General features: G+C 40.3%; 15 protein-coding genes. 10 read left to right on the top strand and 5 right to left on the bottom strand.

Going from position 1 to position 15,927, the window contains the following annotated elements:
* The first annotated feature begins 7 nt into the window (after positions 1–7).
* From ACXIUD_RS13705 to ACXIUD_RS13745, 9 genes are all read left to right on the top strand, one after another.
* Positions 8–892, top strand: coding sequence for a hypothetical protein (locus tag ACXIUD_RS13705; protein WP_458053210.1), 885 nt, complete (start codon positions 8–10; stop codon positions 890–892).
* Positions 889–2,202, top strand: coding sequence for a carotene biosynthesis protein (locus tag ACXIUD_RS13710; protein WP_458053211.1), 1,314 nt, complete (start codon positions 889–891; stop codon positions 2,200–2,202). Before ACXIUD_RS13705 ends, ACXIUD_RS13710 begins: the two co-directional genes overlap by 4 nt.
* Complete coding sequence (locus ACXIUD_RS13715; protein WP_458053212.1) at positions 2,199–2,936, top strand: hypothetical protein; 738 nt, start codon at positions 2,199–2,201, stop codon at positions 2,934–2,936. Before ACXIUD_RS13710 ends, ACXIUD_RS13715 begins: the two co-directional genes overlap by 4 nt.
* 2 nt (positions 2,937–2,938) lie before the next feature.
* A complete protein-coding gene (locus tag ACXIUD_RS13720; RefSeq protein ID WP_458053213.1) occupies positions 2,939–3,673 on the top strand; it encodes a DUF6503 family protein in 735 nt (244 codons plus the stop codon).
* Between the two features lie 69 nt (positions 3,674–3,742).
* Positions 3,743–5,152, top strand: coding sequence for a Gfo/Idh/MocA family protein (locus ACXIUD_RS13725; RefSeq protein ID WP_458053214.1), 1,410 nt, complete (start codon positions 3,743–3,745; stop codon positions 5,150–5,152).
* A 621-nt stretch (positions 5,153–5,773) separates the two neighbouring features.
* Entirely contained in the window at positions 5,774–6,274 is a 501-nt protein-coding gene (locus tag ACXIUD_RS13730; RefSeq protein WP_458053215.1) for a hypothetical protein, read from the top strand.
* A 62-nt stretch (positions 6,275–6,336) separates the two neighbouring features.
* A protein-coding gene (gene prfB, locus ACXIUD_RS13735; RefSeq protein ID WP_458053216.1) for a peptide chain release factor 2 occupies positions 6,337–7,444 on the top strand; the annotation gives its coding sequence in 2 pieces (ribosomal slippage) (positions 6,337–6,396 and positions 6,398–7,444; 1,107 coding nt in all).
* A 94-nt stretch (positions 7,445–7,538) separates the two neighbouring features.
* The gene (locus tag ACXIUD_RS13740) at positions 7,539–8,714 is read left to right on the top strand and encodes an MFS transporter (protein ID WP_458053217.1); all 1,176 of its coding nucleotides are present in this window, start codon (positions 7,539–7,541) and stop codon (positions 8,712–8,714) included.
* Between the two features lie 162 nt (positions 8,715–8,876).
* Positions 8,877–9,635, top strand: a complete 759-nt coding sequence (locus tag ACXIUD_RS13745) for a lysoplasmalogenase (protein WP_458053218.1) — start codon at positions 8,877–8,879, stop codon at positions 9,633–9,635.
* Positions 9,636–9,749: 114 nt separating this feature from the next.
* On the opposite strand, the gene ACXIUD_RS13750 is transcribed toward ACXIUD_RS13745, so the two are convergent.
* The 5 genes from ACXIUD_RS13750 to ACXIUD_RS13770 all read right to left on the bottom strand — a co-directional run bounded on the left by ACXIUD_RS13750 (position 9,750) and on the right by ACXIUD_RS13770 (position 15,079).
* The gene (locus ACXIUD_RS13750) at positions 9,750–11,105 is read right to left on the bottom strand and encodes a M24 family metallopeptidase (protein WP_458053219.1); all 1,356 of its coding nucleotides are present in this window, start codon (positions 11,103–11,105) and stop codon (positions 9,750–9,752) included.
* A 160-nt stretch (positions 11,106–11,265) separates the two neighbouring features.
* Positions 11,266–12,627, bottom strand: coding sequence for an MATE family efflux transporter (locus ACXIUD_RS13755; RefSeq protein ID WP_458053220.1), 1,362 nt, complete (start codon positions 12,625–12,627; stop codon positions 11,266–11,268).
* A 17-nt stretch (positions 12,628–12,644) separates the two neighbouring features.
* Positions 12,645–13,184, bottom strand: a complete 540-nt coding sequence (locus ACXIUD_RS13760) for an NUDIX domain-containing protein (RefSeq protein ID WP_458053221.1) — start codon at positions 13,182–13,184, stop codon at positions 12,645–12,647.
* A 53-nt stretch (positions 13,185–13,237) separates the two neighbouring features.
* Positions 13,238–13,720, bottom strand: coding sequence for an Lrp/AsnC family transcriptional regulator (locus ACXIUD_RS13765; RefSeq protein WP_458053222.1), 483 nt, complete (start codon positions 13,718–13,720; stop codon positions 13,238–13,240).
* A 210-nt stretch (positions 13,721–13,930) separates the two neighbouring features.
* Positions 13,931–15,079, bottom strand: coding sequence for a tetratricopeptide repeat protein (locus tag ACXIUD_RS13770; protein WP_458053252.1), 1,149 nt, complete (start codon positions 15,077–15,079; stop codon positions 13,931–13,933).
* Between the two features lie 127 nt (positions 15,080–15,206).
* Between ACXIUD_RS13770 and ACXIUD_RS13775 the strand changes: the two genes are divergently transcribed.
* Positions 15,207–15,848, top strand: coding sequence for a sulfate ABC transporter permease (locus ACXIUD_RS13775; protein WP_458053223.1), 642 nt, complete (start codon positions 15,207–15,209; stop codon positions 15,846–15,848).
* Positions 15,849–15,927 lie beyond the last annotated feature (79 nt).

Genomic DNA, 15,927 nt, shown 5'->3' on the forward strand with positions numbered 1-15,927 from the left:
CAAACACATGAAATACGCTGCTTGTGCATGCCTACTTGCAATCCTTTGGTCTTCCTGTACTCCCAATGCACGGACATCAGTAGACTTCGAGGAATGGGGGAATTACTGGTTTCAGGGAAAAGCGGAGATCTCCTCCTTCCAACTCAGTCAATACCGCTATGGAGAAAGTAGGGATGGACAAGCAGTTTTAATTTTCGTAACAGAGGATTTTTCAAGAAAAAATCAGGTAAAATTGGATAATCCAGGTGAAGCGGGAAAAGATAAAATCTCTGTTCTCAAAATGAATCAAACCAGGGACTTTATCACAGGAATTTATCCCTATCACATGATGCTATCTGCGTTTACACCAACCAAAGAATCGGCTCAAGGCATCAAATTTACGGCAAGTGTTCAGGAATGGTGTGGACAGACTTTTACCCAATTCAATCATTCCGGAAAGGGTAGCTACAAGGGTAAGTTGTTTTCTTACTTTGAGCAGGAAGGAGACCAATCAATAAGTCTAAATGGGCTGATGGAAGATGACTTGTGGAATTTACTACGTATCAACCCCAATCAAATCCCCTTGGGCTCATCCAAAGTAATCCCTTCGTTATTTTATCAACGTTTAAGCCATCAAGAGTTTAGCAGTGAGGAAGCATTTATCAGTATCAAAGATATTTCCGAGCGGAGAAGTCAATTGGAAGTGATCTATGCAAAAGGATTTAGAGAGTTGAGGATAGATTTTGAAAAATCGTTTCCCTATCAAATCATGGGTTGGGAGGAAGTGAATATCCGAGGAAATAATCAGCAAGAGGTCACAACTGCCAGGCGTATGGCAATCAAGACCACCGATTACTGGAAACTTAACAAAGTAGAAGACGAATACCTCCGGCGGGAATTACAATTGCAATGAAGGCTTTTCTCAATTGGATCAACCCGATTCTTTTCTTGATTCTTTTGCTGGGAATGGTTTATGGGTTAGAGCGCTCTGAAGCTTTTCCTCTTCAGGTTTACTTTGCATCCCTTTTTCTATTGTTTCTATATGCTAATTGGAAGGCAACAGAAATTGGTTTTAAAAGGCTATTGATTGTTGGCCTGCTAAGCCGATTAGTTTTGATTCCGCATACACCTACCCTATCGGATGATTTTTATCGATTTCTGTTTGACGGTCATTTGATATGGCAAGGCATTAACCCGTATGCTTTTCTTCCTGGGGACACGCTGCATTTAATTACTGAGGAACATGTGCCTTTTATGCAATTATTGCTAGATGAAATGAATTCAGCCTCCTACTATTCTATTTACCCACCCTTACATCAAGCTTTTTTTGCATGGGCTGCATTAGGAGGAGAATCCTTGCTTGGGAACTTGGTTTTATTACGAATCCCCTTGATTTTAGGAGAAATTAGCGTTGCATTTTTACTTTGGAAACTCCTCCCCTTATGGGGTCAGCCACAATCCAAACTCCTATTATACTGGCTCAATCCCCTAGTAATTTTAGAAATCACGGGTAATCTCCACTTTGAAGGATTGGTTTTACTTGGACTTTTGGGTAGTTTATGGTTTTACAAAAACTCTAAACCCATGTTTAGTGCTGGTTTATGGACTTTTGCCATTGGAATCAAACTAGTCCCTGCAATCTTGGGGGCAGTTTGGCTGCAAACGTACTCTCCCATCAAACAAAAAATCTTTTGGGCAACTGCAGCCTCTCTCAGTTTCCTTGTCCTTTTTCCATTGTTTCAGAAAGAAATTTTTTCAAATTTTTATCAAAGTTTTCGACTGTACCAAAGCAGTTTTGAGTTCAATGCTTCCATCTACTACTTGCTGAGATTCATCAGTTCTTTTTGGCTGGATTACAACCCCATCGGTACCTTGGGACCCAGTTTGAGCATATTGGCGATTATGGGAGTCTTGGTATTTGCTTGGTTAAAACCCAAACAAATGGATTTAGCTAGGGCTTTTGTAGCCACTTATTTGATTTATTTACTAATGCAAACGACCATTCACCCATGGTATATTATCCCTTTGTTTGGTATTGGTTTGCTTACCCGACTAAACAGTCCCTTGCTATGGACTTATTTGATTTTTCTCTCCTATAGTGCTTATGCTACCAATCCAGCCCAAGAGCACACAGCAATCCTTTTGGTACAGTACATTCCCTTCCTTATTTTTGCCACATGGGAGTTCTTCATCAAACCATCAAGGACTACTACTACACTATGAAAAAACTGCATACATGGGTATGGATTATATCCCTTGCCATCATTAGCGCCTGTTCACCCTCTGAAAACGAAGCCATTTCCCTGTTAGAAAAAGCTGCTCAGGCACATGGAAGTCAGGTCAAATGGGATGAATTGAGAGGTTTTGAATTTGTGAAAAAAACTACGCTTTACACAGAAGAAGGAGCTCAGGAGTCTATACTAGTGCAACATTTGCAATTCAAGTTACAACCCTATTTTGAAGCAAATTTAAACTGGGAAAAAGACAGTATCGAGCATCGCTTAAGTTTTGACGGACTCAAAACCCGCTACTATATGGGAAGCAACGAGATCCTGAACGAAGGTTTCCTAGCAAGTAAAAAACGGGATATTGATGCGGCATTTTACGTCATGGACAAGCCTTTTGCATTACTCAAGGGAGATAAAAACCTAAGATATGAGGGATTGGTAACCTTGCCTGATGGAAGAGAAATGGACTGTATTCACGTGATTGATGGAGACTCTAGTGATCCCAAAATAGATCAATGGTGGTATTATTTCCATCCACAAAGCCATCAGCTCGTGGCATACAAGGTTAAAACAGCTGACCATTACAGCCTCGTTTATAATTTGGAGATGGACCGTTCGCTTGGAATTGCTTTTCCGATGAAACGGGAGTCTTTTCGGGTGGATAGCTTAGGGAACATCCTATACCTGAGAGCCTCCTATGAATTCACAAATTATCAAAAATTAGATTGAACATGAAAAACACGATATTCCTTATTTGTTTGATTGGCACCCTATGGTCCTGCCAGGAAAAAAATCCTGCGCAGATAATAGTTGACAAGGCCATCGTGGCCCATGGAGGCAAGCTGTTTGAGCAATCTACAATTGAATTTGAATTCCGGGAGCGCAATTACAGCATTTTCAAATCTCCATCGACTTACGAATATATTCGGGAATTTACGGATTCCACGGGTCAGATTAAGGATGTGCTCAATAATGCCGGTTTTAACCGAACAGTAAATGGTGAATCCGTGAACTTGGAGCAAAAGCAAATCACAGCTTTTACCAACTCCATCAACTCTGTGGCTTATTTTGCCTTTTTGCCTTATGGGTTGAATGATGAAGCGGTACAAAAAGCATATCTCGGACAGGTAACTTTAGAGGGGAAATTATATGAATTGGTAAAAATCACTTTCGCCGAGGAAGGTGGTGGAGAAGATTTTGAGGATGAATTTTTATATTGGTTTGATGCCGACACATTCAAATTAGCTTACTTAGCCTACTCTTTCCATACCAATGAGGGAGGAGTTCGGTTTCGTAAAGCCATCCGTGAACATGCTGTCAATGGCCTTATCTTATTAGACTACGAAAACTACAAACCCAAAAGCAAAGACACTCCTCTGGAAGACCTTGCAGCATTATTCGAAGCTGGAGAATTGGAGTTGCTGTCGGAGATTGAGATATCGAACCTGAGAGTAAATATCTATTAAACCCTACCTTGCTAATTCCCCAATTATCTCCCATATTCGTACATATCATCAACCATCAACCCAAACACCATGAGTCAGCATAGAAGAGACTTTTTGAAAATTGCAGGATTAGGATTAGCAGGAGCTAGCATTCCCCTACTTTCTAATGGAGAGACGGCCCAAAGTGTCTATAAACTGAGTTCCAAGCAACATACACAAACCTTTAATATGTGTGGATATGCTGCTCCGAAGATTCCTGTGGTGAAAGTTGGTATCATTGGTTTGGGAATGCGTGGACCGGGTGCGGTGGATCGATTAAGCAAAATCGAAGGGGTTGAAATCACTGCATTATGCGACTTGATTCCCGAGCGTGTGGAAAAAGTCAAAGTCTCTCTCCAAGGGACATCTCATTCTCCTACTTCTTACAGCGGTTCGGTCTATGCGTGGAAAAAAATGATAGATCAGGAACAATTGGACTTAGTGTATATCGCAACCCCTTGGGATTGGCATGCACCTATGGCGGTTTATGCCATGGAAAACGGGAAACACACAGCTATAGAAGTTCCGGCAGCCAAAACCTTGGAAGAATGTTGGCAATTGGTGGAAGTGTCCGAGAAAACGAAAAAGCATTGCATGATGCTGGAAAACTGCTGCTATGACTTTTTTGAGTTGATGACTTTATCCATGAAGCGTGCAGGTTTTTTCGGAGAGATTGTTCATACCGAAGGAGCTTACATCCATGATCTTTTATGGTTGAATTTTATGAAAGAAGAGGATGGGGGCTACCAGGACATGTGGCGATTGAAAGAAAATTACCGGGATGGCAACCTCTACGCGACCCATGGCTTAGGACCGATCGCCCAAATCATGGATATCAATAGAGGAGATCAGATGGATTACTTGACCTCCCTTTCTTCAGCTGACTTTCAAATGGCCCAAAAAGCACGGGAATTGGCCGAAAAAGACAATTTCTTTGGTTCCTTTGCAGAAAAGCGATATGGAGGCAACATGAATACCACAATCATTAAAACCAAAAAAGGCAGATCTATTCTCATCCAACATGATGTAACCTCTCCTCGCCCCTACTCTAGGTTGCATACCATTAGCGGTACGGAAGCATATGCTCAGAAGTATCCAAGTCCAAAAGTTGCCAAAGGTCATTCTTGGATGAAAGAAGAGGAAATGAAAGCCTTGGAAGCCCAATACACTCCAGAAATTGTCAAAAAAGTAGGTGAGTTGGCTAAACAAATCGGGGGACATGGAGGCATGGACTTTATGATGGACTGGAGATTGATTGATTGCCTTCGAAATGGTTTACCTCTTGATCAAGATGTTTATGATGCGGCTTTATGGTCTGCTATCTCTCCCCTCAGTGAATGGTCAGTAGCCAACCGCTCCAACTCCATTGATATCCCCGACTTTACAGCAGGAGCCTGGAAAAGCAACAAACCTGTGGATATTACGCTCAATGGAGGTGGAAATACGAAGGTGATTGTTTAGGGAGTGAACAGTGAGCAGTGGGGTTAGGAATGCTTGTGCTGAGCGTAGTCGACGCAAGGAATGAAAAATTAATGTCGTTTAGTTTAGCATAACTTTTCCAAGGTTCTGTTTGCAGGTTCAGTTTGATCGTACTTCTAATCAAACTTTGGAAAAGTTTCAATTCAACTTTCATGCTTATCTAATCGACATTGAATGAAAAATGTAGCATGAGGGGTAAGTGGTTATAGACTTTTGAAAGTAATAAACGATTGCCCTAGAGGATTACAAATCCTCATTATTCTACTGCCTGAGATTACAAATCTCAGACAGCTCCTCCAAAACCAGTATTCTGCAAAACCTGAGTCATCTGTGGACAAGAGAAGCCCAAAAATCAGCACAATGAAGGTCTCAGAGCTAAAGCCTCTTTTTCGTTGAGAACTATTATTTCAATCTTATTTCACTTAGAAACCCAAAACAATATCTTTCCATATCTATTCCTTAGTTGTTTCTACCAATATCCAAAAAATCAATCCGCATTAAATCTGCTAAATCGGATCTATCTGCGAGCACTCCGCTTTATCTGCAAGTTCTCCGCTAGCAGATCAAACAAATCCTCGTATCTTTAGGTCATAATTAGCGACCATGAAGCGTATTCTTTTCTTTTGTTTACTTTCCCTGACTTTGCATGCAGCAAATGCTCAAAAATTCATCTTACTTCAAAAAGGTGACAACCAAAAGACCCGCCTGAAATTTGAAGTAGGAGAAGAATTTGTCTACAAAACAACACAATATGACTTTTTTATCACTGAAGTGATCAGGGAAATCACCCATGATGCCATTATCCTAACGGACAATGTGGTCCAACCTTCTCAAATCGTCGCAGTGGATATCCGTAATAAGGACCCTCGTAATTACACTATTAACAATCTTTCTTACTTGGGCATAGGAGGAGGCGCCATGCTTTTACTAGCAAGTAGTATCAATAGCCTGTATCAGGAAGGAGATCTTTCAAATGCTGGAAATTCCCTTGGTCTTTCACTAGGATTGGTGGGTGCAGGTTTGCTGATCAGGCAGTTTAAGTACAAAACCTTCAAACATCGAGGGCGCAACAAGATACAATTGGTAATTCTCTATGAAGAATAAGGTTGGATTAGGTTAAGCGCATAATATTTCCGAATTTTGCACCTCAATTAATCAAATCAGTTATGACATCAGACCAGTTGAAAGACTTGAAAGCCCGCGTTTCGGCTTTGAGGAGGTATCTTTGACTACGATCGTAAGAAAGCAGAAATAGAAGACTTAGAGGCGGTTTCCTCACAGCCTGACTTCTGGAATAATCCGGAAGATGCTGAAAAAACCATGAAACAGATCCAGATCAGAAAAGGCTGGACCACATCCTTTGAAGCCTTGGATACAAGCCTTCAGGACTTGGAGGTACTGTATGATTTTTACTCCATGGACGAAGTACCAGAGGAAGAAATCAAGGCTGAATACAAAAAAGTACTTGTAGAGGTAGAAGAACTCGAGCTCAAGAAAATGTTGAGTAACGAGGAAGACCAACTTTCTGCCATGCTGGAAATCAACCCGGGTGCTGGAGGTACAGAAAGTAACGATTGGGCCTCCATCCTCATGCGTATGTACATCATGTGGGGAGAGAAAAACGGCTATAAAGTCACAGAAGTTGACCTGCAAGAGGGGGAAGTTGCTGGTATCAAATCCGTAACCTTACAATTTGATGGTCCATTAGCTTATGGCTTCTTGAAATCCGAAACAGGTGTTCATAGATTGGTACGCGTTTCTCCATTTGACTCCAATGGAAGAAGACATACTTCCTTTGCATCGGTATATGTTTACCCGGTAGTGGATGATTCCATTGAGATTGATATCAATCCATCAGATGTGGAATTACATACCTCCCGTTCGGGTGGTGCCGGTGGACAGAACGTGAATAAAGTTGAGACAAAAGTGCAGTTGACTCACAAACCTACCGGTATCGTGGTGGTCTGTCAAATTGAGCGTTCTCAATTAGCTAACCGTGAACGTGCCATGCAGATGTTGAAATCCAGACTCTATCAGTTGGAGATGGAAAAAAGAAATGCTGCCCGCGCAAAGATAGAATCGTCCAAACTACGCATCGACTTTGGTTCTCAGATCCGTAATTACGTATTGCATCCATACAAATTAGTAAAAGATGCCCGGACAGGTTATGAAACATCTGATACCCAACATGTGTTAGATGGTGGACTGAGCGAATTCATCAAAGCTTACTTGCTTGCTCAAAGCGAGGAAGAAACAGCAAATGAATCCAACTAATACCTGTATACAATCCTATGACAAGGCTGACTGAAAATTTTGAAAATCACCCATTTTCTAAATCCGACAGACAGCCTTGTTACTTTCCTCCTCTATGAAATTCATCCCCTCTTTTTTTACGCTCAACTTCCTGCTGCTTTGCCTCAGCTCATTTTTATTTTTTGCGAGCTTCAACATGATTATACCCGAACTCCCGGCATACATCACGTCATTAGGAGGAGAAGACTATAAGGGTTTGATAATTTCCCTCTTTACACTAACAGCTGGCCTATCTAGACCTTTTTCAGGGAAGCTTGCTGATAAAATCGGAAGAATCCCAGTCATGATTTTCGGCTTGGTAGTCTGTTTTATCGTGAGTCTACTATACCCAATTATTACAACAGTAGCAGGCTTTCTTTTACTAAGGTTTGTTCATGGATTTTCTACCGGTTTCACTCCAACGGGTGTATCCGCTTACGTAGCAGACATCGTTCCATTCAACAAACGAGGGGAAGCCATGGGCATACAATCACTTTTTGGTTCTTTAGGAATGGCCGCTGGCCCTGCTTTAGGAGGCTACATTGGTAGTACTTATGGAATCAATCCGCTTTTTTATGCAGCTTCCTTCACAGCTGTATTATCCATGTTGGTAGTCTTACGATTGAAAGAAACCGTTGAAGAAAAAGAATCTTTCCGATTTAATCTGATCAAACTGAAAAGAAATGAAATTATTGAAAAAAGGGTGCTATTCCCCTCTTTAATCCTCTTTTTGACGGTAATTTCCTTTGGAACAGTCTTGACCATTATACCCGATTATTCCGAACACCTAGGAATCCAAAACAAGGGGCTATTCTTTGCTGTTTTTACGATTGCCTCCTTGGGTATCCGGATTATAGCGGGGAAAACCTCTGATAAATACGGAAGGGTACCTGTGATGAAAGTTGCTTCCTTCTCCATGGTTGTGGCGATGGTTATCATTGCTTTTGCTAGTTCTAAAGCAATCCTCTTATTTGGAGGGGTGATTTTTGGAGCCTCTGTAGGCATGAATTCCCCTACTATCTCTGCATGGACCATCGATCTATCTTTGGACAACTATCGGGGAAGGGCCTTGGCTACCATGTATATTGCTTTGGAGGCTGGCATTGGCATAGGTGCGGTCGTTTCGGGATTTTTATTCAACAACAAAGTGGAAAACTTCCCATTAGTTTTCCTTATCAGTGCAGCTTCTGCATTTGTAGCTTTTCTCTTATTGATCCTTTACAAAGAGCAAAAACAAATCCAATCCAGTTGATTAATTTCAACTTGGAAAAATACAATTATCTATAGAAACTAACGGTTACAGCGTAACCATCCAAATAATTTTGTCATTTTAATTTTTCGAATAAAAAAATTGTACTTTTCTCATATAATTTTCTTACAAAATTATTAATTTCGGTTGCAAATCAATAGTCCCTTGAACCGAATACCATTTCCAATCTTTCTTCTGTACCTACTTTTAGTAGGCTTAGCCCTAGTTTCTGTATGGAAAGGCTTCGACCTTGGCTACTATATCGGTAATGGATTAATGATTCCCACCCTCATATACCTTATTGTTAAAAAATACTATGAATATGACAGCCCACTCCTTCCACAGTTGGTAGTAGCGCTGATTTTTTCCTTTTTGGGTGATTTATTTATGATGATTCCAGCAGAGGAAGGTTTCTTTACCTTGATAGGAATCTGTACATTTATGATTGCCCAGTTGGCTTATGGAATTTTATTCCTAAAATCGACCAACTTTCGACTGTTTACAAAAGTACCCCTAACTGATCGTTGGCCAGAAATTTTATTACTGACAATCATCGGGATTGTCTTCTCACAAGTGTATGAATTCTTGGGTGCTTACCTAATCGCGGGAATAATTTTCTTACTGATCAGTACCAGCACCTTCCTCTTTGGACTCAACCGCCGATTCCTCGTTTCAAGGGTCAGTTTTGGACTAGTCTTAGCAGGATTGGTTGGATTTTTCATTTCTGATGTGCTATCAGCGGTGGATATTTTCTTCCATAATCGTGAAATCCACATGGCTATCATCCTAGCCTATGGTACGGGTCATATTTTGGTAACCAATGGGATTTTGATCCAAGTAGAAAATGCAAAAAAGAGAGAAAAAGCTTCCAATTTTGGTGCCTTCTCTAAACTTCCTTCAGACGATAGTTCCAGATTAAATTAACCTGCGCATCTAAATTAGTAGACAAAAAAATTAACAGGCCCAGAAGGTTTATCTTTTATAAAACCTCCTAGACCTGTTTGTAGAGTTACTTTTTTTTTAAAATCTCAGATGCAATTAAAAGTTACTCAAGTGAATGCTCTTTCTTGGGATTGGCATGATTTCACGCTGTCTTCCATTGAGATAAATTACTTTTTCCCCATCGAAGAAAGCTCCTTCCTCCAACATGACACGGTATTCTTTGTTCCATTCTTTCAAGAAAACCACTGCATTGAGTTCTATAGCATAAACGGTATTTGGATACAAAGGATAATCCCCAGCTCCGGGAGTGTCACCTTGATTATCCCACATACCAATAGTAGGACCAGATGCATGTCCATGATAGCCAAGCGGGTGAGAGTAAATACTTCCTTTGATTCCCTCTTTTTCCATTTGCTTGCGCGTTTCACGAAGGATTTCATTCCCAGTTCTACCCGTTTTGAAATTAGAAGTCAAAATATCCTGTAAGCGATTCCCTACTTTCAAAGCATCTCTTAGGTATTGAGGCACTTCATCTTCTCCTGGTTTCAACACATAAGCTAATTGCTGTGTATCTGTATTTAATCGCAGATAGGTAATCCCAAAATCAATGTGCAGCATATCACCCGGCATGATGACTTCGGCATCAGGCTTTACAGCAAAATTTCGCAAATGCTCTTGTGATGAAGGGTCTGCACGCTGAATATCCACGGTTGGATGAAACCAAGTATCCAATTTTAATTCCTTAATCCGATCGCGGTACCACCACTGCACATCTTCCGTAGTAGTTACACCGGGGGTTATTACATGCTCTGATAATCCTTCTGCAATGATCTGATTGGCAATGGCCTGAATATGTCGATAAGTGGCCATCTCCGAAGGAGTGCGGGTTTCTAACCAACCTACAGCCAAATTCTGTGCAGAGACTACTCTCGACTTCAATTGCTCAGGCAAATACTGCATCAAGGAATTGTACTCTGTCAGATTAATACCATCTGCATGTCCATAGTCTTTGGCCATATTGATTCCAATTTTTTCAGGGTTACGCTCGGCAATTACATCAGCCAATCGTTGGTATTGATCAGCTTGGGTGTCCGGATCCCATGCTTTCTTAAAGGATTTACCTACATCGTATCGGGCAACAGCCAAGGCCTCCACTTGATCGGACCCCTTTGGCTTATACATCACAAGCATGGTTCTTCTACGAGCTGCGTGCCAGGTAGCCGGTAGAAAGGTACGGATCACTGGGTCTTCATTATATTCTCGGGAAATAATTACCCACATATCAATACCTGCGCGATCCATCACAGCAGGCAATACGGTCTGCATACGCTCTTCGAGCCATTGGTCAATGACAGCCGCCTGTTCCCGCTGACTCAATACATGCAGCTGCTGCGCAATAATTACAGACTGCCAGCCCAAGGCAAGCAAAAAGAATAAGGTTAGTTTTTTCATGTAAGTTGTATTTGTTGGTAAGAATGGAACAGTTATTTTGATTACCTGAATAGGGATTAACTTAAAACCACTATCTTCACTATCAAGTACCTACCACTCTAGGGTTAATGATTTTTCTTGAAAATATAGATTTTTGTCCAATTAAAAAATCAGCTTTCCATTAATTAGCTTGTAGCACTTTCCCTTTGAGCAACTTGGCACTAAGCGAATGGAATCTATACAGCAGCATTATGCCCGTTACGGTAAGTCCGATAAGCAAGCCATACCAAATCCCCAACTCATTTAGACCTGCATAGAAGGCCAATACATATCCAACCGGTAATCCTATCACCCAATACGCAATTAGCGTTACAATCGTAGGAACTTTCACATCTGCCATTCCTCGCAAAGCCCCTAAACCTACTACCTGAATACCATCCGATAGTTGGAAAAAAGCGGCTACAATCAATAGGCTTGCACTCAATTGAATAACGGCAGCATCTTCTATATACAAAGAAGGGAGGAAATTTTTCCCAATTATAAAAATCACTGCCGATATACTCATAAACATAGCAACCATGGCAAAAACCGTAAAACCAGCTTCCCTTAAGGATTTAATATCTTTTTTTCCTAACTGATTGCCTACTTTCACCATAGCGGCAGCAGATAGCCCAGAAGCCATCATATAACTGATAGAAGCGAGATTAATAGCAATCTGATGTGCAGCTAGGGCATTGACCCCTATCCATCCCATCATGATAGCAGCAGTACTGAATGCCCCCACTTCGAAAATAAACTGAAATCCCGTTGGAACTCCTATTTTCAACATTTTGGAAAGCATGGGGAAACTTAGGTTTTTTATCCGGAAGGATAGATTGAAATTTTGGTAGCGCTTGGATTTCATGACATAGTAAGCCATGACTAGCCCCATCAGTACGCGAGAAATCAAGGTAGCAATCCCCGCACCATTTAGACCCATCGCAGGGAAACCTAAATTACCAAAAATCAATACCCAGTTGAGAAAAACGTTGATTCCATTACAAACAATGGTAATGTACATAGCCTGTTTAGTCTGTGATAAGCCCTCTGCAAACTGCTTGAAGGTCTGAAAAAACATGAAAGGAATCAAAGATAGGGTAATGATCGCCAAATATGGAATGGCCAACTGCACCACTTCTTCTGGCTGATTCATGTATTTCAACATTGGAGAAGCCAAAACAATCAATAAAAACAGCATCAGTCCCACACCCATATTCAGCAGAAAGCCATGATTAAATAGTCGGGCCATCCTCTTTGATCGCTTGCTTCCATCAGCCATCGCGACCAATGGTGTAATTGCCATAGAAACGCCAATACCAAACATCAAAACCACAAAAAATATACTATTGGCCAAAGATGCAGCAGCCAAAGGCACTGCACCCAGCCTTCCCACCATCATACTATCAGCCACCCCAACCAATACCTGTCCTAATTGACTGAGCATAACAGGATAAGCTAAGGTGAAGGTACTCTGAAAGTGATTTTTAAAATTTCCGCCAAACATATGCTTTCAATGAAAGCTCAAATATCCAAAAGTTTACCGACTTTCAGCAGGCCGGCAATGGAAATTGCATCAGTTATTTTACCCTCCATGACCAATTGTATAGCTTCCTTCAAAGGTAACTTCCAAAGTTCCAGTTGTTCGGTTTCATCAAAATCAGTAGCACCAAGGGTAAGATTTTGTGCCAAAAACACAAAGCCTTCTTCATCCGTAACGGAATTAGAGGTGTGAATTCGCATAATTTCTGTCCATCGGTCAGCTACCAAGCCAGTTTCTTCTTTCAGTTCCCGCTTGGCATTTGCTAAAATATCTTCTTCCAATAAACCTCCCCCCATGGGTATCTCCCAGCTATACTCATCTAAAGTATAACGATACTGACCTACGAGCCAGGTATTGAGTTCTTCGTCCACAGGAATAATCCCTATTGCTTTATTTAGAAAAGAAACCTTGCCATAAATACCCGGTTTACCTGATGGATTAATTACCTGATGTTCGGAGACATCAATCCAGGCATTCTTATAAATGGAACGTTTGGAAAGTGTAGTCCATGGATTTTTCATACGAACAAAAAAGGGTGGAACGAGCCACCCTTCAATACATTTGAATGCTATTATTACATTGGAATAGGCAATACTTTGGAATCCTTGAATGTGGAAAGGATTACCATAGATTGCATGGAGTCTACTTCTTTGATTTCAGAAACTTTCTCCAACATCAATTTTTGATAGGCTGTGATATCTTTAGCAATAATTTTCAAGATAAAATCACCTGTACCCGTGATATGGTGACACTCGATTACCTCCTGAATTTCATTGATCTCCTTCATGAAAGCATCGATGTTTCCTTTGTTGTGACCAATCAAAGAAACCAATACGAATGTACTAACACCAAGGCCAATTTTCTCTGGATCGAGTGTAGCATGATAACTTTTGATGATTCCGGATTGCTCTAGTTTCTTCACACGCTCCAAAGTAGGAGCTGGAGAAAGACCGATGTCTTTAGATAATTGGGCGTTGGTTATTTTGGCATTTGCCTGAAGTATTTCAAGGATAGCCCTATCAATTTTGTCAAATTTCACTCGAACACTGTTATCCATAATTTCAGATTTTTCAAAATTTTATGTTGTGCAAAGTTAATATAATTTTATTTTATTTTAAAACGCAGGCACATAAAAAACGCTGCACCTGACGAAATATTCTTAGTTAATTTATCTGATTCATGAAAGAATTTTGAATACAACCATTCAATGAGCGGTATTTATCAAATAATCTCCTGAATTCATCCTACCCTATACGTAAACTTCTAATCAAAGTTTATTCTTTTTGATATATTCTCTCGCTTCCTTGTGAGCTGGGTGTTTACGCTTGGCGTATTTCTTTACTTTATTGAAATATTCTTTCGCTTTAGCTTTATTTTTCGCCTCATTTTCCATCTTGCCTAAAGCAATCAAAGCATATAAATAGTAACCACTTTCCTGACTCTCTGATTCCTCACCATAGGAAAGTGTTTTTAAATAATATTTTTTGGCATTGGGTTTATCATTGACGCGGTCATAAAACTGTGCGATATAGAAAGCAGCGTACCTCCCACTGTTGGATTCATACCCCGTCCATTTATCATCAATTCTTCTTAAAATCTCCAAAGATTGATCCTTAGCCTCTGTAATTCTTCCCACTGTATACAGATGTCGTGCATAGGAGCGATGGAAGTATGGATTATTAGGGAATTTTTCATGCAAATAATCCGTGATGGCCAAAGCCTTATAAGGTTGCTTTTCCTCGGACCCATACAATCTAAATAAAAAATATTGTGCCTCCACCCGTGCATAAAATGCATTTTGAGCCACGTCTTCCAACTGTTTCAATCCTAATTCTTTATTACCTTTGGGAAATAAAGCCACCACAGGCTTTAGAATCGGGTAATTTTCAGGTATCCAAACAGAAAAATAATTAAAAAGAGCATCACCTAAGAGCAATTCAGGGTTTAACTCCTCCTCTCCTTTACTCATATTTAAGTATTTCAAAGCATTTTTTCCTGCAAAGGTTGCCTTGGTCCAACTTTTTCGCTCCGAAAGCAATCTCCCTTGAAAACCATATGCTCCTGCTAAAAAGAATGCTGCCTCCTTATTATCAGGATCTTCATCGAGCAGCTTTTTCGCTTTTTCTATGACCGTATCCATCTGCTTGAGGAAGCGATTATCAAAAGACTTGTTTTCTATATCGGGAGCAATCTTCCACCAAGTAGCCAATCCTTGTAAAAAATAAGGTAGTGGGTGATCAGGATATTGGTATTGCATGACGGCAAATCCTCTCTCCGCTTTTTCAAAATCATAATTATATAAAGCATTTACATTCTCCGTAATCCGGAATTGTAAACCCTTGTCCAGCAAAAGATAAGTTGATTCTGGCTCCCCCACATCATCCAATGGAGCATTTTGGGCCAGCAATAACCCCATGAAGCCTGTAAAAAGAATCGTTAGCAAAATCCTGCTGTACTGCATACTTATTTTAAATTTGACGCAAAATTAGTAGGTAATCCAAATTTTAATTTAGTTTTAACAAGATTTAATTTCTCCAAACCCCATGAATACCTCACCAATCCTCCAACGAATAGACGAGCAATTAGATTTCAATCGGAAGGTATTTTTTTTGATTTTAACAGTTTTTTATGTGGTGATTCGCTTTGTGACCAATGATTTGATTTTGAAAAGTATCCCAGGGTATGAATCGTTGGAAAAAGAAGGCACATTTACCTATTTCCATATCTTCAATACACTGAATTACTTATGGACACCTTTTTCACTCCTTTGGAAATTTTTACTGACAACATTCCTCTTATGGATGGGCTCTTTTGCCTGGGGTTATAAAATATCTTTTAATAGAATTTGGAGTTTGGTCTTACTGGCGGAAGTGATTTTTATCGTGCCGGAAATTCTTAAACTGTTTGCCTTGATTCTTTTCCCCGAGCATTGGTCTCTAGCAGAAATGAGGGACCTTTACCCCCTATCCATCTTAAGCCTGATGGATCATGACCAAGTCTCCAAAGCCTACATTTACCCCCTCCAAGCACTCAACTTATTTGAATTGGTATATGTGCTCAGCCTTACCATAGGTATTACTGCTATCTTAAAAAAAGACTGGAAGGCTTCACTTATGATAGTGGGCACAGGATATGTATTGCTATTTTTGGGATGGTTAGTTTTTTATATCCTCGCTTACCGCTAATAAGCAACGGAATAGACCGCTCCTAGATTTCATGATGGTATTGACTAAGATTTGTAATAGATTTAAGTATCCAAATTGA

The sequence above is a fragment of the Mongoliitalea sp. genome, from assembly GCF_054166905.1.